Origin of the sequence: Klebsiella sp. HC6 (assembly GCF_022605325.1) — a bacterium.
GTDB lineage: Bacteria > Pseudomonadota > Gammaproteobacteria > Enterobacterales > Enterobacteriaceae > Klebsiella > Klebsiella terrigena.
Window position 1 is genome coordinate 27089 of sequence record NZ_CP093277.1, and the last position, 20736, is coordinate 47824.

A 20736-nucleotide genomic window follows, 5' to 3' on the forward strand; every position below is an offset into this window, starting at 1 on the left:
ATCCATACATGAAATATATTGTTGACCCATTTTCCGAAAAAACGTCGCTTAATACGCCATACAGTTTACTGCGTCATTATGCAGAAAAATGGCCTGATAAAGAAGCTCTGGTATTCGATGCTGGTAATCAACGAATGACCTTCAGAGGTTGGCTTGACAGTGTCGACAAGTTGGCGCTAGAGCTAAGTCGTCGTGGTGTAAAAGCGGGTGACCCGGTGGCTCTGTTGGCAGAAAATCGTATTGAGTGGCCAGTTGCCCAGATTGCAATTTCGGCCTTAGGTGCGATACTGGTGCCTGTTAATACTCATTTCCGTGATAATGATTTACGCCACGTTCTCGATCACAGCCAAGTAGTTGCCATCTTGCTGTCCGAACGTTTTCGCTCCAGCGAATATTTAGCCATGGTACGAGCGATTCATCCTCAACTCCCTAGCCTAAGAGACATTATTAACTTCGATGATATGGAATATGAAGCGGTAATGCGCCAACCCGTTTTGGCTGAACTGACGGAGTGGGTATGGTCCCCCAGAGAGTTGGCTAGTATCCAATATACTTCTGGTACTACTGGACGGCCTAAAGGCGCAGAACTCTGTATGGAAGGGATAATGATGAATGCCTGGGGCACCGTGCAGCGGCTGGAAGTGACGGAGATGGATCGCTGGACATCCATTATTCCGCTCTTCCACTGTGCAGGTTGCATCATGAATATTCTGGCATGCCTGACAGCTGGTGCGACATATTTGGGTATGCGTGCTTTCGACGCCGGACAAATGCTTTCGCTGATAGAACGGGAGCGCTGTACAGTTCTGACGGGAGTCCCCACGTCCTACTTAGCGATGTTAGAGCATCCGGACAGACCATATTTCGATCTCTCGTCTTTGCGTACCGGAACCTGCGGTGGTGCAGACTGCGATCCGAGACTTCTGGAACAGTGCGCGCGGGCGTTTCCTATTAATGGGTTGGTGCAGGTTTACGGGCAGACGGAAGCCAGCACACTGATAGCGTTAGATTACTGGCAAAGTCCCCAGCGCTTTGCCACCGCTGGCTTGCCCTTACCTGGAGTTGAAGTGCAGGTCTGCGATCCGAATACCGGAGTGGTACTCCCCCACGGGGAAATCGGCCAGCTACAGGTTCGTGGGCCAATGGTCATGTTGGGATATCATCGAGATGCGGAGGAAACCGCTCGCTGCATCGATCCTCAAGGCTGGATGAATACGGGCGATCTCGGTCGGCTAAACATCGATGGTAGGGTCGAACTGGTAGGAGGACGCCTGCGCGATATGATCATTCGCGGTGGTGAAAATATCTATCCTGTAGAGATAGAAAATCTGCTGCGTGAGCATCCGTCGATCACTGAAGTTGCAGTCTTCGCTCTACCCGATAAATTTTACGGCGAAGTGGTAGCCGCCGCTATTGAGTCCACCAAGCCGTTATCCAAAGATGAAATAAGAAAAGCCTGTGTTGGTAAAATAGCTGGTTTTAAACATCCTGCTCGGGTCTTTACCATCGTAGAATGGCCGATGACGTCAAGCGGGAAGATCCTCAAGCGCATGTTGAAAACCGCAGCCCTTGATGGGCAACTGAAGGAGCTTTTATGAAAATGAGTGTGACAGGCTATCCACATACATGCGTCTTCACCCCTGGGCCGCACCAAACAGCAGCTGCAATTGGCAACACGGGTGTGAAAGTGGTGTCGACACCAGCGTTGATCGCTCTATTGGAGGAGACCAGTGCCGATGCTGTAGCAAAAGACTTACCGTCCGGCTGGGTGAGCGTGGGAACCCATGTCGACGTACATCATCATAAACCCGCCTGGCCTTATCAGGAGGTTCGCTGTACGGCGACGTTAATTAGCGCAGACGAGAAAAGGTTGCAGTTTTTCGTACAGGCGCATCAAGCGGGAGCATTGATCATGAGCGGTAAGCATGAACGTGCTCTAGCGCCACTCAGCCGTTTTGAACGTGCTGATGGTAAACTGCCAGAGGGAGCTCCGCTGGAGTTTTTCTTTGATTTTCACAGCCCTTGGTGCTACCTCGCCTTCCCCCGTCTAAGAGAAATTGCCGCTGCGTACGGAAGAATGATAGTACTACGTCCCTTCCATCTGGCTAATTTGATTGACCGCATAGGTGGTCGTAGACCGTTGGATGCCTCGCCAGCGTTTGTCAACTGGTTCAAACAAGATATGCAGGACTGGGCGCGCATTCGCCGGCTGCCACTAAGTTATCATCCTAAGTTCCCGTTGCGGCCTTCACGTGCGCTGCGAGCTACCCTGTATGCAGTTGAAGAGGGGCTGGGAGAAGCATTCGCCTTCAAGGTGATGCAGGCGTATTGGTCACAAAGTCTGGATATTAGCGATGTTGCCATCTTAGGCGACTTAGCCACTTCAGTAGGGCTAGATAAAAATGCGTGCATCTCCTCCATCGGCGATGAAGCCCGGAAGCTAGCCATAGTCTCGAACACAGATGAAGCTATTGCTCGCGGGGTATTTGGTGCACCAGCAGTGTTTGCCGATGGCAAACTGTTCTGGGGAAATGACCGCCTTGATATGATGGACACTTGGCTGGCATCTGCGGGAGAGCGCTGCTGAGCCACCGACGGAGAGAAGTAGGCTAACGCTTCCTTCTCCCCACTATAGACTCAGACCAGCATAAAAGATGGGAATTCCTATGTTATACCCGAAAAGGAGATAAGGTCGGTAAACCACCCTGCTGTCAAACTCCGTTAGGTCAAACCATTTGCCGAAAATACTACCGCAGTAATAATTGTGGTAAATGCCGACCTAGGCAGCAGGTGTGGTGGTCGTGTTGCCCATAAAAAACCTCTGTGGCCAATGCCGTCAGGGGTCCGGCTTAAACTGTGCCGACACAAGTAACGGGAGCACAACGGAGGATGCAAGGGCGTCACCGAAGCTGCTGCAGGGTAAACAGCAGGAGGAGGCTGGGCGGTTTGACGGCGAAAAATGAACCTGAAAACGATGGGAAGATGGCGGTTAGCGCCTTTGAAATAAACTGTGGCCGGGTTAAGTTGACAGCGTTTATGCTCCCCTTGCATCAGTCGTGGTCCGTCTATAGTAGCGGCACGTCGGTCAACGTTAAACGGGATGAATGTGGCGCGTAGCAACATCGTTGTTATTGCGTCGTTGACATTCACAAAATCCTGGGTAGTGCTACCAACTTATTGATTTTGTGTTGGATGGTATTTTTGAGGTGTTTTATGGCTTCCATTTACGTGGGATCGCCATCTTGTGCTGTGACTGAAGGCGTAGACCGTAACGGCAAAAGTACTGCCGGTCATCAGCATTATCTCTGCAGGCAGTGCCGTAAGCCATGGATACTCACTTTCACCTATACAACCTTACAGTGCAGTACACAACAGAGGAAAATCATCGACATTACTATAAATGGCTCTGGATGCCGTGCCAGTCCACACATTATCGGCATTGGTCTGAACACCATTTCCCGTCGTTTAAAAAACTCAGTCCCCAGTCAGTAACCTCGCGGATAAAGGCGGGCTGGGGTGTTATTGTCTGCGTAAAAAGGGAAGAGCAGAGGGGCTACGTCGGGTGGGTTGGCTCCTATATTTCCATACACTTTTTATCACTTAACCCATTACTGGTTTGCCGCATCAGGTATTCCCGTGGCGAACGATACCACGGTGCACTATGCGGATGCCATTCGTTATAATGCTCGAAGGATTCTGCAAGGTTCTCTACCGCTGTTAACCCATCGGGTTTCGGCATGATACTGATGTAGTCGCGTTTCATCGTTTTCACGAAGCTCTCTGCCATCCCGTTGCTTTCCGGGCTACGTAACGCCGTATGTCCAGGCTCTAGTCCTACCATTCTGGCGAACTGACGCGTCAGGTGAGACCGGTAGGCCGAACCGTTATTCGTCAGCCACTCAACGGGGGATGACGGCAGGCTGCTGCCGAAGCGTCGTTCCACCGCACCCAGCATCACGCCCTGTACGGTTTCGCTGTCATATCCACCATTACTTTCCACCCTGTACAGTGCTTCACGATCGCAGCAGTCCAGGGCGAACGTGACCTGTAGTTTTTCGCCATTATCACAGCTGAACCCGAAGCCGTCAGAGCACCACCGCTGGTTACTTTCTCCAACGGCCTCTTTCCCTGTATGCGCCTGCTTCGATGGCGATATTGCCGGTTTACGCTCAAGCAGCAGCGCATTCTGACGCATGATGAGGTATTTTGGCATAGATCACCGCCATGTCGTCAGTTTCTGATTGTCTGCGTAGCAGTGCCCATACCCCACGATAACCATAGGTGGGCAGAGCGCCTATAACAGTATGGATATGGGGCATGGCATGCAGTTGCGCACGTGAGATCCGGAGGCAACGACTGACGAGGCTTATTCGCCATCCTCCGGCAACAAGGGCACGTGCAGTATCCACTTTTTTGTCGGCCATATTCAACGGCTTCTTTCAGCAGCTTGTTTCCCATTGTCATCTTGCCCAGCAGGCGCTCCAGTTCTTTAATTTGCTTCATCGCAGAGTCTAGCTCCGACGCGGGCATAACCTGTTGACCAGCGGCATCGGCGGTGAGGCTGCCTTCCTGATACTGCTTGCGCCACAGGAAGAGCTGACTAGCAGCGACACCGGCATGCCGGGATCAAAGCTCTGCTGAACAATGGCGATTTTTTCCTGAACGCTGCGCCGTCTGCCCTTGTCTGGTCCTAAAACATCAATTATCCGGATTCCAGCGACTAGACTAAAAATGAGTATTAATACTATCAATAACTTAAGTGATACCAACTGTCTGAAGATTCCAGGGGCCAGTCTATTCATGTACGAGAATCTGGTTAAGCCATAATCAACTCCGATTGACTTCTGAATTATTACTCACGTAGCCGCCATGATTGTGCTGATGGTAATGTAACGTAAACATAACCCCACCAATTAACAGCGTAATGGCGGCACTTTCCTGTAGATCCGGAATGCGCTGTGAATAGATAAAACCATATAGCAGCGCGAAAAGGGTTTCAAAAACCACCATCTGCCCTGTCAGTGATACCGGAAGACGCCGGGAACAGAGATTCCACGCCAGATATCCCAGCCATGAGGAGACCACGGCTAACATCATGTTCGTTATCCAAAAGAGCGTTTGAGTGTTTTCCGGTAACGACAAGTCAACTGCAGAAAACCTGAATATACTGGCGATGAGCCATAGCAGTACCGAAATACATCCCGTACACAGGCCTATCAGGAGAGACCACTGGTTACTGTTGTAAGGGAGTTTTTTCAGACAGCGGGAGTTCTCGACAGCGTAACGGCTCCAGCACAGTAATGCAGCGAAGGCACAAAGGATCCCTAGTATCTGCCGTTTTCCTTCTGTAACTTGGTGCGAGGATGTTTGTATCGCATGCAGATTAATCAGCACCACACCAGCAATGATAGCCGTCATCGGCAGCAATAATTGCCTGAAGGGCGGAGCATGCTGGTCCCTGCGACCAAGCACCGGAACCATCACAGGAATTAAACCTATCACTAAGGATGTCGCGGCAATACCGACCTGCTGTACGGCCACCGCGACGAGCAGAAAATAGAGGACATTGCTCATCAGCGAAAGACGGATTAGCGTCAGCAGATCGCGATGATGCCATACACGGGCAATGTTGCGCCATTGAGGTATAAGTAATATTGCCGCCAGTATCCCATAGGTAGCAAAGCGACCGCAGGTTAACAGCAGTGGTGAGATCTCGGGTAGCAGTACCGGTGGCAGGAAGATGAATCCCCAGCATGCGCCAGCGAGTACGCCAAATGTAATCCCTTGCTTCATGCTGACTCCTGCAATGCCGTTTCAGGTAATCTAGCCCCCGACTGGCGCTCACTCCACGACGACAAAAAATACTGCAGCCGCGGGCTTTTCGGCTGATGGAACAGTTGCGCCGGTGCTCCCTGCTCTTCAATGCAGCCATCGGCAAGAAACAGCACCCGATCGGAGACTTTAGCGGCAAACCCCATCTCATGGGTCACAATCATCATGGTCATACCATCATCGGCAAGATTGCGGATGACCTTTAGTACCTCCCCGACCAGCTCCGGATCAAGCGCTGAAGTCGGTTCATCGAACAGCATAATGGCGGGTTTCATGGTCAATGCCCGGGCGATGGCAACGCGCTGCTGCTGACCACCGGATAACATCGCGGGCCAGCTATCGGCTTTGTCTGCCAGACCAACCCGTGCCAGTTGCGTTTTCGCTTCGGCGTAGGCTGCTTCACGGGAGACCTTTTTAACCCGCCGCAACGGCGTGGCTACGTTATCGAGTACCGTCATATGCGGCCACAGATTAAACTGCTGAAAGACCATACAGACGTCGCGTAAAGCCTGACGGTTTTCCTTGTCGCTTAAACGCCGGCGTTTTTCCCCGCCGAGAGGTTCATAGCCGACGTTCTCGCCATTCACCACAATGCTGCCGGAGCTATAATCTTCCAAAAAGTTAATACAGCGTAACAGCGTGGATTTACCCGACCCTGAGCCACCAATCACGCAGATGACTTCTCCGGGAGAAATGCTGACATCGATGCCACGTAGAACATGGTTTTCGCCATAATGTTTATTGAGGTTGTTAATCTCAATAGCATAATCACGCATAGTATTAACCTCGGCTTAATTGAGAATAAGAATAATGGCGCTCTATTTTATTACCCAGACGGGAGATACCGATCGCGATCCCCCAATAAACAATGGCCATTAAGGCGTAGATTTCAACCATCGCATAAGTCTGGTTAGCAATGGTCATGGCGGTATTGGTGAGTTCACCGACCGTAATAATGGATAGCACCGACGACTCTTTTACCAAAATGACGCTCTGGCCAATCAATGGCTGGATAATACGCGCGAGCATTTGCGGCCAGACAATGAAAGTAAATATTTGCCATGGACTTAACCCCAGGTCTGCCGCCGCTTCAACTTGCCCACCTGAGACAGCATTGCGACCCGCACGAAATATTTCCGCAAAATAAGCGGAACCATAACATCCCAGGCACAGTACCCCGACCTGTTGCGCCTCGAGATTAATACCAATATAGGGACCACCATAAAAGACTAAAAAGAGCTGCACCAGTAACGGCGTGCCGCGAAACACATTAATCCATGCATGATATATTACATTAAATAAAGCCGGTTTTTGTCTTTCGAGAATAAAAAAACACAGCCCGATCGCCAGCCCCAGCAGGATACCGCCGAGACTCATTTTTAGGGTCATTAAAATACCGGCAGCAATGGCATCTTTATAGGTAAAAAGTATTTCAACATTCATTGTGCTAATACCCTTTGAGCCGAAGATGAACGGTTTTTCTCTAACCTGGCGCCAACAATACTCAGCCCCCACGAGGTCAGAAAATAAAGGAGACCGCATGCCGTATAAAACTCCAGCGGCCGATAGGTGGTGGAGGCCAGCGTTTGAGTCACTCTCATCAACTCATGGACCGCCACCACCGAGACCAATGCCGAATTTTTGATAATATCGATGGTTTCATTAATCAAAGCCGGCATCATGGCGCGCAACACCTGCGGCATCTGAATATAAAACAGCGTTTGCGCTGCTGAAAAACCAAAATCTCGTGCCGCCTCCAGTTGCCCTTTTGGCAACATTTTAAAGCCAGCCCGAAGAATTTCTCCTTGAAAGGCAGCGGTATTTAATGAGAGAGCCATAACCGCCGCCAGCAATGGTGAAAGCGTGATCCCTACGGCTGGCAAAGCATAAAATATTAATATCAACTGGACCAGTAACGGCGTTCCACGATAAAAACTGACATAGGTTTTGCAAAAACAACGCACGAGACGCCGCGGAGAGTTTAACCCCAGGCAAATTAACCAACCAAGGATCAATCCTATGACAATCGCGCTCAGCGATACAGCCAGAGTACTGAGCACGCCAATTAATAGCTGAGGGAAATAGGGAAACACCACTGAAATATCAAACATATTGCCCTCCAGTATCCATCAAATTAGTTTGCCGGGGTCGGAACTTGCTCAGGAACGGCCATAGAAAAACCCAGCCACTTCGTTTGTAGCTGCGCCAGTTTTCCCGATTTATTCAACTGCACAATGCCGTCGCTGATAAATTTAACCAGTGAGGCGCTATCCGCATCCTTTCTTCCGGCCCATGCGTACCAGGTGGCCGGGCCAAACGGTGGGCGTACAATTTCAAACGTATCACCACGGGTCTTCACCAACGGCGCGAGGTTCGGCAGCGATTGCACAACCGCATCAACACGGTGCGCCGCTAATGCCGCATAGGCTTCGTTATAATCAATAAAGGCTTTTATTTCTTTAACGCCGTGACCGGTGGTGGGTTTAAGTACCGATGCTTCATATTCTTTTAGCACCGCAATTTGCGGCGCCCCGGCCTGGCTGGCGACAATCATGCCCTGGAGATCTTTGGCGCTATTAATGCGGCTATCCCCTTTGCGTTTCAGAATGGCCACGCTGGCGTCAGAAAAGGGAGCGGTAAAAGCAAATTTTGCTTCACGATCGCGAGTGATGGTTAAAGAGGTTGCCACAAAGTCAAATCGTTTGCTTTCCAGACCGGGTAAAATCCCTTGAAATGGAATATCCAGCTGAACCACTTTCACCCCGGGTAATCCTTTCATCACTTCCGTGAGAATATCTTTTCCCAGACCGACTATTTTGCCATCTTCAAGCATTTCAAAAGGGGCATAGCGCGCTTCGGTGGCAATCACTATTTCTTTTTTTTGCTTAATATCATCCAGTAAATCAGCCTGGGCCGTAGATATCAATAATGGTGAAAGTTGTAAGGCAGACATTGAAAGTAATAGCCACAGTTTATTTTTCATCAGTGTTTCTCCGCGAGTTTGAATGACGCTGATAATATTTATTCATTCGCTGAGCGGCGACAAACGGTGGTTTCTAACTGATAACTATTAGCACGGCTAATGGTGATTTTGGCATGAATAGTGCTTATTACAGGTTATTTAGCAACAGAGAAACCGATGATGCAACGAAAACCAGGTTTGCCGTCTCTCGACGGTTTACGCTACTTTGATGCCGCAGCGCGCAATCTCAGTTTTACCCGTGCCGCGCAGGATCTTTTTCTTACTCAGAGTGCAGTAAGCCAAAAAATTCAATCGCTTGAGCAGCAGCTTGGCTATCTGGTCTTTCACCGCACTCCCGCGGGACTACGCTTAACCCCGCAGGGTGAACAACTGTTTATCGGAGTGCGCCAGGCCTTTGCCATCCTCGAAACTACGTTGCACCAAACCGGTGAAGAAACCCTTGAGGGCACCATAAAGATTCGGGTTATGCCGTCCTTTGCCACCAAATGGCTGCTTCCCCGATTGCATCAGTTTTATGATCAGTACCCTATCAGCCTGGAAATTGATGCCGATATGACGCCCGCCAATTTTAAATCTGACGCGGTCGATATCGCCATCACTCCTTTTTGGGTTGATGATAAAAATCTAATTCAACGGCATCTGTTCAACGATGTGATCTATCCCGTGATCAGCCCGGATTTGTTGAAAACACGGCATCTGCGCAGTTACAGCGAACTCTGTGGTTTGCGCTTACTGCATGATTCCATGCCGCAAAATGCCTATAGCACCCATTGGCGCTCCTATTTTGCCCGCCTCGGGCTCTATGACCTGAATGTCGAGGCGGGAACCGGATTTTCCCGCGCCGACCTCGTACTCCAGGCCGCCTGCGCCGGCCAAGGAATCGCCTTAAGCCGTCACTCTTTGTGTGCGACGGAAGTGAGCAATGGCGCACTGATTCGCCCTTTTACCGATATTGTCGAAGACGGACAGGTGTGGTTAACCTGCCCGCGTAATAATGAGAAACGGCCACGCGTTCAGGCGTTGATTAACTGGCTGACAGAAGAAACCGCACGTCATATTGCAGAGCGAACGCAAATTCTCAGTGAATATACGCTGCATAAGGCCGGCTAATGACGGCAAATTAATAATCTCCGTTTGTAGCAAGATATCATTTTCCAGATGATGGCATCACGCCATTATCAACGACGGAGTTTATTATGAGCATGCCAGATATTATTGAATTAGCTAATGGGCAAAAAGTTAAAGGAACGTTCAGCTCCCATGAAATGCAGCGCCGACTGTCGGGATTACGCGCCACCATGGAAGCAGACAGCATTGATGCAGTTATTTTAACCTCGATTCATAATATTAATTACTACGGCGATTTTTTATATTGTAGTTTTGGTCGCCAGTATGCCCTGGTGGTGACACCGAGCCAGTCATTTTTAATTACCACCAATATCGATGGAGGTCAGGGATGGCGCCGCAGCTACGGTGCAAATATCGTTTACACGGACTGGCAGCGCGATAATTATTACCGTGCAGTACGTAAAGTGGTTCCTGATAATAGCCGGCGGATTGCACTGGAGGGCGATCATGTAACGATCGAACAGCGCGCTAAATTTTGCTATTACCTTTCTCAGACACAGTTTATTGATATTGCACCGGCGACGATGCGTATGCGCATGATTAAGTCTGCCGAAGAGATTGCGCTGATTAAAATTGGTGCTCAGGTCGCCGACCTCGGCGGCGCGGCATGCGTCGCAGCGATTGCCGAAGATGTTCCGGAGTATGACGTTGCCCTGGCAGCCACCTCGGCGATGACCCGGGAAATTGCGAAACGTTTGCCGCATGTTGAATTGCGCGATACCTGGACGTGGTTTCAGTCTGGCCTGAATACCGACGGTGCTCACCATCCGGTGACGACCCGTCGCCTCAAGCAAGGGGATATTTTATCACTGAACTGTTTTCCCATGATTGCCGGCTACTATACCGCGCTGGAGCGTACGCTGTTCCTCGGTCAGCCTAGCGATGAGCAATTGCGTCATTGGGAGATCAACTGTGAGGTGCACCGCCGTGGGCAGGCGCTCATCCGCCCTGGCGCCCGTTGTTGCGATATCGCCGCCTCGCTTAATGAAATTTATCGCGAGCATGACCTGCTGCAGTATCGGACTTTTGGCTATGGTCACTCCTTCGGCGTACTGAGCCACTATTATGGCCGCGAAGCCGGTTTAGAATTACGCGAGGATATTGAAACCGTTTTAGCGCCGGGAATGGTAGTCTCAATGGAACCGATGATAATGCTGCCAGAGAACATGCCGGGACACGGCGGTTATCGCGAACACGATATCCTGGTTGTCACCGAAAATGCAGCAGAGAACATTACCCATTTCCCTTATGGTCCTGAGCATAACATTATAGAAAAATAGCAGATAAGCATGCCTAATGTAGAATGCATCAATATATCAGCACCTTCTGGTGCTGATTATTTTGGCCGGCTTTGTAATATGTGTGTCATGATCTAAATGGCTTTGTTGAATAAATCGAACTTTTGCTGAGTTGAAGGATCAGATCACGCATCCTCCCGACAACACAGACCATTCCGTGGCAAAGCAAAAGTTCAGAATCACCAACTGGTCCACCTACAACAAAGCTCTCATCAACCGTGGCTCCCTCACTTTCTGGCTGGATGATGAGGCGATTCAGGCCTGGTATGAGTCGGCAACGCCTTCATCACGAGGAAGGCCCCAGCGCTATTCTGATCTCGCCATCACCACCGTTCTGGTGATTAAACGCGTATTCCGGCTGACCCTGCGGGCTGCGCAGGGTTTTATTGATTCCATTTTTGCCCTGATGAACGTTCCGTTGCGCTGCCCGGATTACACCAGTGTCAGTAAGCGGGCAAAGTCGGTTAATGTCAGTTTCAAAACGTCCACCCGGGGTGAAATCGCACACCTGGTGATTGATTCCACCGGGCTGAAGGTCTTTGGTGAAGGCGAATGGAAAGTCAGAAAGCACGGCAAAGAGCGCCGTCGTATCTGGCGAAAGTTGCATCTTGCTGTTGACAGCAACACACATGAAGTTGTCTGTGCAGACCTGTCGCTGAATAACGTCACGGACTCAGAAGCCTTCCCGGGCCTTATCCGGCAGACTCACAGAAAAATCAGGGCAGCCGCGGCAGACGGGGCTTACGATACCCGGCTCTGTCACGATGAACTGCGCCGCAAAAAAATCAGCGCGCTTATTCCTCCCCGAAAAGGAGCAGGTTACTAGCCCGGTGAGTACGCAGACCGCAACCGTGCCGTTGCTAATCAGCGGCTGAGCGGAAGCAATGCACGGTGGAAATGGACAACGGAATATAACCGTCGCTCGATAGCGGAAACGGCAATGTACAGAATGAAGCAGTTGTTGGGAGATTCACTGACGCTGCGTGACTACGATGGTCAGGTAGCGGAAGCTATGGCCATGGTGCGTGCGTTGAACAGGATGACAAAGGCTGGGATGCCAGAAAGCGTGCGTATTGCCTGAAAATCCAGCCAGCTACAGGGTCGTTCGCAAGAAATCTTATTTATTCAACAAAGCCGTCGGCATTTTGAATCTCACTTCGGCGTGCCCCCTCCGAATGGCGCAAAACATTTCGTGGTATGGCATGATAGCACCCGAAGAGAGTCAATTCAGGGTGGTAAATGTGAAACCAGTAACGCTATACGATGTCGCAGAGTATGCCGGTGTCTCTTATCAGACCGTTTCCCGCGTGGTGAACCAGGCCAGCCACGTCTCTGCGAAAACGCGGGAAAAGGTGGAAGCGGCGATGGCGCAGCTGAACTACATTCCCAACCGCGTGGCACAACAACTGGCGGGCAAACAGTCGTTGCTGATTGGCGTTGCTACCTCCAGTCTGGCCCTGCACGCGCCGTCGCAAATTGTCGCGGCGATTAAATCTCGCGCCGATCAACTGGGTGCCAGCGTGGTGGTGTCGATGGTAGAACGAAGCAGCGTCGAAGCCTGTAAAGCGGCGGTACATAACCTTCTCGCGCAACGCGTCAGTGGTCTGATCATTAACTATCCGCTGGATGACGAGGATGCCATTGCTGTGGAAGCTGCCTGCGCTAATGTTCCGGCCCTATTTCTTGATGTCTCTGACCAGACTCCCATCAACAGTATTATTTTTTCCCATGAAGACGGTACGCGACTGGGCGTGGAGCATCTGATCGCATTGGGTCACCAGCAAATCGCGTTGTTAGCCGGTCCATTAAGTTCTGTCTCGGCGCGTCTGCGTCTGGCGGACTGGCATAAATATCTCACACGCAATCAAATTCATCCGATAGCGGAACGGGAAGGCGACTGGAGTGCCATGTCCGGTTTTCAACAAACTATGCAAATGCTGAATGAGGGCATCGTTCCCACTGCGATGCTGGTTGCCAACGATCAGATGGCGCTGGGCGCAATGCGCGCTATTACCGAGTCCGGGCTGCGCGTTGGTGCGGATATCTCGGTAGTGGGATACGACGATACCGAAGACAGCTCGTGTTATATCCCGCCGTTAACCACCATCAAACAGGATTTTCGCCTGCTGGGGAAAACTAGCGTGGACCGCTTGCTGAAACTCTCTCAGGGCCAGGCGGTGAAGAGCAATCAGCTGTTGCCCGTCTCACTGGTGAAAAGAAAAACCACCCTACCGCCCAATACGCAAACCACCTCTCCCCGCACGTTGGCAGATTCCTTAATGCAGCTGGCACGACAAGTTTCCCGACTTGAAAGCGGGCAGTGAGCGCAACGCAATTAATGTGAGTCAGCTCACTCATTAGGCACCCCAGGCTTTACACTCTATGTGTCCGGCTCGTATGTTATGCGAAAATGTGAGCGGATAACAATTCACACAGGATACAACTATGACAATGATTACGGATTCACTGGCCGTCGTATTACAACGTCGTGACTGGGAAAACCCTGGCGTTACCCAACTTAATCGCCTTGCGGCACATCCCCCTTTCGCCAGCTGGCGTAATAGCGAAGAGGCTCGCACCGATCGCCCTTCCCAAGAGTCGCGCAGCCTGAATGGTGAATGGCGCTTTGCCTGGTTTCCGGCACCAGAAGCGGTACCAGAAAGCTGGCTGGAGCGTGATCTTCCTGACGCCGATACTGTCATCGTCCCCTCAAACTGGCAGATGCACGGTTACGATGCGCCTATCTACACCAACGTGACCTATCCCATTGCGGTCAATCCGCCGTATGTTCCCACGGAGAATCCGACGGGTTGTTACTCGCTCACATTTAATATTGATGAAAGCTGGCTACAGGAAGGCCAGACGCGAATTATTTTTGATGGTGTTAACTCGGCGTTTCATTTGTGGTGCAACGGGCGCTGGGTCGGTTACGGACAGGACAGTCGTTTGCCGTCTGAATTTGACCTGAGCGCATTTTTACACGCCGGAGAAAACCGCCTCGCGGTGATGGTGCTGCGCTGGAGTAACGGCAATTATCTGGAAGATCAGGATATGTGGCGGATGAGCGGCATTTTCCGTGACGTCTCGTTGCTGCACAAACCGACCACACAAATCAGCGATTTCCATGTTGTTACTCACTTTAATGATGATTTCAGCCGCGCTGTACTGGAGGCAAAAGTTCAGATGTACGGCGTGCTGCGCGATGAGCTGAGGGTGACGGTTTCTTTGTGGCAGGGTGAAACACAGGTCGCCAGCGGCACCGCGCCTTTCGGCGGTGAAATTATCGATGAGCGTGGCGGTTATGCCAATCGCGTCACGCTACGTCTGAACGTCGAAAACCCGGCGCTGTGGAGCGCCGAAATCCCGAATCTCTACCGTGCGGTGATTGAACTGCACACCGCCGACGGCATGCTAATTGAAGCAGAAGCCTGCGATGTCGGTTTCCGCGAGGTGCGGATTGAAAATGGCCTGCTGCTGCTGAACGGCAAGCCGTTGTTGATTCGCGGTGTTAACCGTCACGAGCATCATCCTCTGCATGGTCAGGTCATGGATGAGCAGACGATGGTGCAGGATATCCTGCTGATGAAGCAGAACAACTTTAACGCCGTGCGCTGTTCGCATTATCCGAATCATCCGCTGTGGTACACGTTGTGCGACCGCTACGGCCTGTACGTGGTGGATGAAGCCAATATTGAAACCCACGGCATGGTGCCAATGAATCGTCTGACCGATGATCCGCTCTGGCTACCCGCGATGAGCGAACGCGTAACGCGAATGGTGCAGCGCGATCGTAATCACCCGAGTGTGATCATCTGGTCGCTGGGGAATGAATCAGGCCACGGTGCTAATCACGATGCGCTCTATCGCTGGATTAAATCTGTCGATCCTTCCCGCCCGGTACAGTATGAAGGCGGCGGAGCCGACACCTCCGCAACCGATATTATTTGCCCGATGTACGCGCGTGTGGATGAAGACCAGCCCTTCCCGGCTGTGCCGAAATGGTCCATCAAAAAATGGCTTTCGCTGCCTGGAGAACTGCGTCCGCTGATCCTTTGCGAATATGCCCACGCAATGGGTAACAGTCTTGGTGGCTTCGCTAAATACTGGCAGGCGTTTCGTCAATACCCCCGTTTACAGGGCGGCTTCGTCTGGGACTGGGTCGATCAATCGCTGATTAAATATGATGAAAACGGCAACCCGTGGTCGGCTTACGGCGGTGATTTTGGCGATACGCCGAACGATCGCCAGTTCTGCATGAACGGTCTGGTCTTTGCAGACCGCACGCCGCATCCAGCGCTGACAGAAGCAAAACACCAGCAGCAGTTTTTCCAGTTCCGTTTATCCGGGCAAACCATCGAAGTGACCAGCGAATACCTGTTCCGTCATAGCGATAACGAGCTCCTGCGCTGGATGGTGGCGCTGGATGGCAAGCTGCTGACAAGCGGTGAAGTGCCTCTGGATGTCGCTCCACAAGGAAAACAGTTGATTGAACTGCCTGAACTACCGCAGCCGGAGAGCACCGGGCAACTCTGGCTAACGGTTCACGTAGTGCAACCGAACGCGACCACATGGTCAGCAGCCGGGCACATCAGCGCCTGGCAGCAATGGCGTCTGGCGGAAAACCTCAGCGTGACACAACCCTCCGCGCCCCACGCCATCCCGCAACTGACCACCAGCGAAACGGATTTTTGCATCGAACTTGGTAATAAGCGTTGGCAATTTAACCGGTTGTCAGGTCTTCTTTCACAAATGTGGATCGGCGATGAAAAACAACTGCTGACGCCGCTGCGCGATCAATTCACCCGTGCACCGCTGGATAATGACATTGGCGTAAGTGAAACGACCCGCATTGACCCTAACGCCTGGGTCGAACGCTGGAAGGCGGCGGGCCATTACCAGGCCGAAGCAGCGTTGTTGCAGTGCACGGCAGATACACTTGCCGACGCGGTGCTGATTACCACGGTCCACGCGTGGCAGCATCAGGGGAAAACCTTATTTATCAGCCGGAAAACCTACCGGATTGATGGAAGTGGTCAAATGGCGATTACCGTTGATGTTGAAGTGGCGAGCAATACGCCACATCCGGCGCGGATTGGCCTGACCTGCCAGCTGGCGCAGGTAGCAGAGCGGGTAAACTGGCTCGGATTAGGGCCGCAAGAAAACTATCCCGACCGCCTTACTGCGGCCTGTTTTGACCGCTGGGATCTGCCATTGTCAGACATGTATACCCCGTACGTCTTCCCGAGCGAAAACGGTCTGCGCTGCGGGACGCGCGAATTGAATTATGGCCCACACCAGTGGCGCGGCGACTTCCAGTTCAACATCAGCCGCTACAGTCAACAGCAACTGATGGAAACCAGCCATCGCCATCTGCTGCATGCGGAAGAAGGCACATGGCTGAATATCGACGGTTTCCATATGGGGATTGGTGGCGACGACTCCTGGAGCCCGTCAGTGTCGGCGGAATTCCAGCTTAGCGCCGGTAGCTACCATTACCAGTTGCTCTGGTGTCAAAAATAATAATAACCGGGCAGGCCATGTCTGCCCGTATTTCGCGTAAGGAAATCCATTATGTACTATTTAAAAAACACAAACTTTTGGATGTTCGGTTTATTCTTTTTCTTTTACTTTTTTATCATGGGAGCCTACTTCCCGTTTTTCCCGATTTGGCTACATGACATCAACCATATCAGCAAAAGTGATACGGGTATTATTTTTGCCGCTATTTCTCTGTTCTCGCTATTATTCCAACCGCTTTTTGGTCTGCTTTCTGACAAACTCGGGCTGCGCAAATACCTGCTGTGGATTATTACCGGCATGTTAGTGATGTTTGCGCCGTTCTTTATTTTTATCTTCGGGCCACTGTTACAATACAACATTTTAGTAGGATCGATTGTTGGTGGTATTTATCTAGGCTTTTGTTTTAACGCCGGTGCGCCAGCAGTAGAGGCATTTATCGAGAAAGTCAGCCGTCGCAGTAATTTCGAATTTGGTCGCGCGCGGATGTTTGGCTGTGTTGGCTGGGCGCTGTGTGCCTCGATTGTCGGCATCATGTTCACCATCAATAATCAGTTTGTTTTCTGGCTGGGTTCTGGCTGTGCATTCATCCTCGCCGTTTTACTCTTTTTCGCCAAAACGGATGCGCCCTCTTCTGCCACGGTTGCCAATGCGGTAGGTGCCAACCATTCGGCATTTAGCCTTAAGCTGGCGCTGGAACTGTTCAGACAGCCAAAACTGTGGTTTTTGTCACTGTATGTTATTGGCGTTTCCTGCACCTACGATGTTTTTGACCAACAGTTTGCTAATTTCTTTACTTCGTTCTTTGCTACCGGTGAACAGGGTACGCGGGTATTTGGCTACGTAACGACAATGGGCGAATTACTTAACGCCTCGATTATGTTTTTTGCGCCACTGATCATTAATCGCATCGGTGGGAAAAACGCCCTGCTGCTGGCTGGCACTATTATGTCAGTACGTATTATTGGCTCATCGTTCGCTACCTCAGCACTGGAAGTGGTTATTCTGAAAACGCTGCATATGTTTGAAGTACCGTTCCTGCTGGTGGGCTGCTTTAAATATATTACCAGCCAGTTTGAAGTGCGTTTTTCAGCGACGATTTATCTGGTCTGTTTCTGCTTCTTTAAGCAACTGGCGATGATTTTTATGTCTATTCTGGCGGGCAATATGTATGAAAGCATCGGTTTCCAGGGCGCTTACCTGGTGCTGGGTCTGGTGGCGCTGGGCTTCACCTTAATTTCCGTGTTCACGCTTAGCGGCCCCGGCCCACTTTCCCTGCTGCGTCGCAAGGTGAATGAAGTCGCTTAAGAAATTAATGTCGGATACGGCGCGAGCGCCTTATCCGACCAACTTATCAGGACGGAATGTTAAAAATGAACATGTCGATGACAGAAAAAATAAAAGCAGGCAAGCTATTTACCGATATGTGCGAAGGCTTACCTGAAAAAAGACTTCGTGGGAAAACATTAATGTATGAGTTCAATCACTCGCATCCATCAGAAGTTGAAAAAAGGGTAATGACTCCAACTTATTGATAGTGTTTTATGTTCAGATAATGCCCGATGACTTTGTCATGCAGATCCACCGATTTTGAGAGCGACAGCGACTTCCGTCCCAGCCGTGCCAGGTGCTGCCTCAGATTCAGGTTATGCCGCTCAATTCGCTGCGTATATCGCTTGCTGATTACGTGCAGCTTTCCCTTCAGGCGGGATTCATACAGCGGCCAGCCATCCGTCATCCATATCACCACGTCAAAGGGTGACAGCAGGCTCATAAGACGCCCCAGCGTCGCCATAGTGCGTTCACCGAATACGTGCGCAAACCGTCTTCCGGAGCCTGTCATACGCGTAAAACAGCCAGCGCTGGCGCGATTTAGCCCCGACATAGCCCCAATGTTCGTCCATTTCCGCGCAGACGATGACGTCACTGCCCGGCTGTATGCGTGAGTTTACCGACTGCGGCCTGAGTTTTTTAAGTGTCGTAAAATCGTGTTGAGGCCAACGCCCATAATGCGTGCACTGGCGCGACATCCGACGCCATTCATGGCCATATCAATAATTTTCTGGTGTGTACCGGGCTGAGAGGCGGTGTAAGTGAACTGTAGCTGCCATGTTTTACGGCAGTGAGAGCAGAGATAGCGCTGATGTCCGGCAGTACTTTTACCGTTACGCACCACGCCTTCAGTAGCTGAGCAGGAGGGACAACTGATGGAGATGTAAGCCACGGGAGCACCTCAAAAACACCATCGTACACTAAATCAGTAAGTTGGCACCATTACCCTCTTGAGCAACGCTGTTATTAACAAAGGTGGCGAAAATAAATGGAAGCAGCAAATATATTTTACGTTTCATTTTTATTCCTTTAAAAGTTTCAGTGTAGATAAAAGAATGCCCGACTGCTAAAGAGGTTAAATTCTTTAGCAGGAGCATTTACAGATAAATTTATTTGTGGCAGAGAATGAATTAAAGCGTCTGACTCTGTATTCGGGCACTCAGGCGGCTCTGGCGCACTCTCCGTTCACGGGCATAGTTTTCTTCTTCTGGCGTCACGGTCGCCACAATATTTCCCTGCAGGTCATACCGGGGAGCGCCAGCCTGCATCAGGGAAAGATACTCTTCTGAACGCGTCAGGCTTTTCAGGCACTTAATCACCTGTTTATGCGACAGCGGGAGGTTGCGTTGCGTAATGTCCGCAAACAGATGATCACGCATCCCCGTCGCCAGCAGACGTGGCACATTACCGTCGAACAACTGTGGCCAGAACGCCTTCAAAGTCATGATGGCCTGTTCCGGCGGCAGCAGGCGCAGATATCGGACCGGAGGCGGTGGCTTTACCGCGTTGACCACCGGCGCAGATTCACGTGCTGCGGCTTCGTCAGCCTTTTTGGCCCGCTCCAGCTTCTCCTTCTTTACCTTCCAGGCCGGAGGCGTCGTGACCACCACCACTTTTTTACGCCGTACCACTACGGGCGTCTCAGGGGTCCCGGTCGCCGCGGTATCCGCTGCCGGCTTTCTTTTCAGACTCAGTACAGGGCGTTTTTCTTCAGTCATAACAAGGTTTTTTATCTGACAGGAACCAGACTATAAGATACGTGAACACGGTCAAAAGCGCATCCTTTCAGGGCGTAGGCCCCGTTTATCCTAATATTAGATGTCTGCGCAATTGCTGCCCGGACTGATGTCCGGGCTTTTTTACATCGAGACAACGATACCCAGCACCGCCAGATGCACGGCATAGAACATCACGAAGAAATGACGTGGCCAGAAACGTTTCACACGTTCCCCGGCAGATGAACACACCATCAATGCCAGCAGCGCAATGGTCAACCCGGCCACCGACTCACTCACGTCGTTCGGGTTCATCAATAACACCATGATGGCCCACAGCACGCCGTATCCCAGCCGTTCCGTAGCACGTTCTGCCCGACAGAGAAACCAGCCGGCGATAAGCATGCCCACCCCGGCCGCACCGTAGCTGCCGGATGACAGCGGTATCCACGCCGCCAGGAGTGTCATGGCCAGCAGAACATATTGCCGGGAAGGCTGGCTGAACCACCGCAGGGCCTGGCCGGTCACCGCAAAGGCAAACAGAATATTCCCCGTGTACCACGGATATCCAATCAGCATAAAAGACACCTGGGCGACCAACGCCCAGCCCCACAGACTGTTCAGCTGCGACTGGCGAATTTGGCCGTGCCGCGCCAGGTTCACCCCCCACACCAGACCGAACAGCGGAAAACATCCCCGCCCCAGCAGGCGCATGATCTCGTTATTGTGGGCCAGCAATAAGCCTGCATGGTCGGTGACCATCAGGACCAGGGCCACCGTTTTAATCATATCCGTCTGCCCGGGCGTCCAGGTCAGGAGTGCCTGCAGCCAGCGGTCAGCGGCACTGAGGCGCATTACATGTGTTGTCATCTTTATGTCCTTTTTATCCCTTACATCGCGCCCCGGCAGGGTGCCCGATTTTTAATCGGGA

Annotated in this window: 14 protein-coding genes and 6 pseudogenes; 10 read left to right on the forward strand and 10 right to left on the reverse strand. The window is 51.4% G+C overall.

All coding sequences use genetic code 11. The annotated features are described in order from the left end of the window. Positions 1–8 precede the first annotated feature (8 nt). Positions 9–1598, forward strand: coding sequence for a class I adenylate-forming enzyme family protein (locus MMW58_RS28750; RefSeq protein WP_004118898.1), 1590 nt, complete (start codon positions 9–11; stop codon positions 1596–1598). Then, a complete protein-coding gene (locus MMW58_RS28755; protein WP_004118901.1) occupies positions 1595–2587 on the forward strand; it encodes a thioesterase, FlK family in 993 nt (330 codons plus the stop codon). The genes MMW58_RS28750 and MMW58_RS28755 overlap by 4 nt, the downstream gene beginning before the upstream one ends. A 117-nt stretch (positions 2588–2704) precedes the next feature. On the opposite strand, the pseudogene MMW58_RS28760 reads toward MMW58_RS28755, so the two are convergent. Beyond that, positions 2705–2812 (reverse strand): annotated as a pseudogene (locus MMW58_RS28760) (antirestriction protein ArdA); the annotation flags it as partial. A 401-nt stretch (positions 2813–3213) separates the two neighbouring features. Between MMW58_RS28760 and MMW58_RS28765 the strand changes: the two are divergent. Beyond that, positions 3214–3563: pseudogene (locus MMW58_RS28765) on the forward strand (IS1 family transposase); the annotation flags it as partial. Between the two features lie 11 nt (positions 3564–3574). Here MMW58_RS28765 and MMW58_RS28770 read toward each other — a convergent pair. The 6 genes and pseudogenes from MMW58_RS28770 to MMW58_RS28795 form a co-directional block, all read right to left on the reverse strand. After that, a pseudogene (locus MMW58_RS28770) lies at positions 3575–4751 on the reverse strand (IS3 family transposase). Positions 4752–4827: 76 nt separating this feature from the next. Continuing rightward, entirely contained in the window at positions 4828–5793 is a 966-nt protein-coding gene (locus tag MMW58_RS28775) for a DMT family transporter (protein ID WP_004118922.1), read from the reverse strand. Then, complete coding sequence (locus MMW58_RS28780) at positions 5790–6608, reverse strand: amino acid ABC transporter ATP-binding protein (RefSeq protein WP_004118925.1); 819 nt, start codon at positions 6606–6608, stop codon at positions 5790–5792. The genes MMW58_RS28775 and MMW58_RS28780 overlap by 4 nt, the downstream gene beginning before the upstream one ends. A 4-nt stretch (positions 6609–6612) precedes the next feature. Further along, positions 6613–7275 (reverse strand): amino acid ABC transporter permease, encoded by a 663-nt coding sequence (locus tag MMW58_RS28785; RefSeq protein WP_004118928.1) that lies wholly within the window; start codon positions 7273–7275, stop codon positions 6613–6615. Beyond that, positions 7272–7943 (reverse strand): amino acid ABC transporter permease, encoded by a 672-nt coding sequence (locus tag MMW58_RS28790; protein ID WP_004118931.1) that lies wholly within the window; start codon positions 7941–7943, stop codon positions 7272–7274. The genes MMW58_RS28785 and MMW58_RS28790 overlap by 4 nt, the downstream gene beginning before the upstream one ends. Positions 7944–7966: 23 nt before the next feature. Continuing rightward, positions 7967–8815 carry a transporter substrate-binding domain-containing protein gene (locus MMW58_RS28795; RefSeq protein ID WP_004118155.1) on the reverse strand — a complete coding sequence of 283 codons (849 nt, stop codon included), beginning with the start codon at positions 8813–8815 and terminating at the stop codon, positions 7967–7969. Between the two features lie 156 nt (positions 8816–8971). Between MMW58_RS28795 and MMW58_RS28800 the strand changes: the two genes are divergently transcribed. The 7 genes and pseudogenes from MMW58_RS28800 to MMW58_RS28830 form a co-directional block, all read left to right on the forward strand. After that, the gene (locus MMW58_RS28800; protein WP_241723812.1) at positions 8972–9925 is read left to right on the forward strand and encodes a LysR substrate-binding domain-containing protein; all 954 of its coding nucleotides are present in this window, start codon (positions 8972–8974) and stop codon (positions 9923–9925) included. An 86-nt stretch (positions 9926–10011) separates the two neighbouring features. Beyond that, complete coding sequence (locus MMW58_RS28805) at positions 10012–11223, forward strand: M24 family metallopeptidase (RefSeq protein WP_004118158.1); 1212 nt, start codon at positions 10012–10014, stop codon at positions 11221–11223. A 130-nt stretch (positions 11224–11353) separates the two neighbouring features. Next, positions 11354–12322 (forward strand): annotated as a pseudogene (locus MMW58_RS28810) (IS5 family transposase). 160 nt (positions 12323–12482) lie between these two features. Continuing rightward, positions 12483–13565, forward strand: a complete 1083-nt coding sequence (gene lacI, locus MMW58_RS28815; RefSeq protein WP_004152286.1) for a DNA-binding transcriptional repressor LacI — start codon at positions 12483–12485, stop codon at positions 13563–13565. Positions 13566–13686: 121 nt separating this feature from the next. After that, entirely contained in the window at positions 13687–16761 is a 3075-nt protein-coding gene (lacZ, locus tag MMW58_RS28820; protein ID WP_044349011.1) for a beta-galactosidase, read from the forward strand. A gap of 51 nt (positions 16762–16812) precedes the next feature. Beyond that, the gene (gene lacY / locus MMW58_RS28825; protein WP_004098904.1) at positions 16813–18066 is read left to right on the forward strand and encodes a lactose permease; all 1254 of its coding nucleotides are present in this window, start codon (positions 16813–16815) and stop codon (positions 18064–18066) included. Positions 18067–18131: 65 nt separating this feature from the next. Next, a pseudogene (locus MMW58_RS28830) lies at positions 18132–18272 on the forward strand (maltose acetyltransferase domain-containing protein); the annotation flags it as partial. 14 nt (positions 18273–18286) lie between these two features. Here MMW58_RS28830 and MMW58_RS28835 read toward each other — a convergent pair. From MMW58_RS28835 to traX, 3 genes and pseudogenes are all read right to left on the reverse strand, one after another. Continuing rightward, positions 18287–18982 (reverse strand): annotated as a pseudogene (locus MMW58_RS28835) (IS1 family transposase). A gap of 238 nt (positions 18983–19220) precedes the next feature. Next, positions 19221–19808, reverse strand: a complete 588-nt coding sequence (locus MMW58_RS28840) for a fertility inhibition protein FinO (RefSeq protein ID WP_032716672.1) — start codon at positions 19806–19808, stop codon at positions 19221–19223. A gap of 141 nt (positions 19809–19949) precedes the next feature. Then, positions 19950–20675, reverse strand: a complete 726-nt coding sequence (traX, locus tag MMW58_RS28845; RefSeq protein ID WP_032700803.1) for a type-F conjugative transfer system pilin acetylase TraX — start codon at positions 20673–20675, stop codon at positions 19950–19952. Positions 20676–20736: the final 61 nt, after the last annotated feature.

Coding starts and splice junctions, on each gene's coding strand:
- MMW58_RS28775 (WP_004118922.1), bottom strand. CDS start 5,793: ATGAAGCAAGGGATTACATTTGGCGTACTCGCTGGCGCATGCTGGGGA.
- lacY (WP_004098904.1), top strand. CDS start 16,813: ATGTACTATTTAAAAAACACAAACTTTTGGATGTTCGGTTTATTCTTT.
- traX (WP_032700803.1), bottom strand. CDS start 20,675: ATGACAACACATGTAATGCGCCTCAGTGCCGCTGACCGCTGGCTGCAG.
- MMW58_RS28785 (WP_004118928.1), bottom strand. CDS start 7,275: ATGAATGTTGAAATACTTTTTACCTATAAAGATGCCATTGCTGCCGGT.
- MMW58_RS28750 (WP_004118898.1), top strand. CDS start 9: ATGAAATATATTGTTGACCCATTTTCCGAAAAAACGTCGCTTAATACG.
- MMW58_RS28795 (WP_004118155.1), bottom strand. CDS start 8,815: ATGAAAAATAAACTGTGGCTATTACTTTCAATGTCTGCCTTACAACTT.
- MMW58_RS28805 (WP_004118158.1), top strand. CDS start 10,012: ATGAGCATGCCAGATATTATTGAATTAGCTAATGGGCAAAAAGTTAAA.
- MMW58_RS28800 (WP_241723812.1), top strand. CDS start 8,972: ATGATGCAACGAAAACCAGGTTTGCCGTCTCTCGACGGTTTACGCTAC.
- MMW58_RS28840 (WP_032716672.1), bottom strand. CDS start 19,808: ATGACTGAAGAAAAACGCCCTGTACTGAGTCTGAAAAGAAAGCCGGCA.
- MMW58_RS28790 (WP_004118931.1), bottom strand. CDS start 7,943: ATGTTTGATATTTCAGTGGTGTTTCCCTATTTCCCTCAGCTATTAATT.
- MMW58_RS28755 (WP_004118901.1), top strand. CDS start 1,595: ATGAAAATGAGTGTGACAGGCTATCCACATACATGCGTCTTCACCCCT.
- MMW58_RS28780 (WP_004118925.1), bottom strand. CDS start 6,608: ATGCGTGATTATGCTATTGAGATTAACAACCTCAATAAACATTATGGC.
- lacZ (WP_044349011.1), top strand. CDS start 13,687: ATGACAATGATTACGGATTCACTGGCCGTCGTATTACAACGTCGTGAC.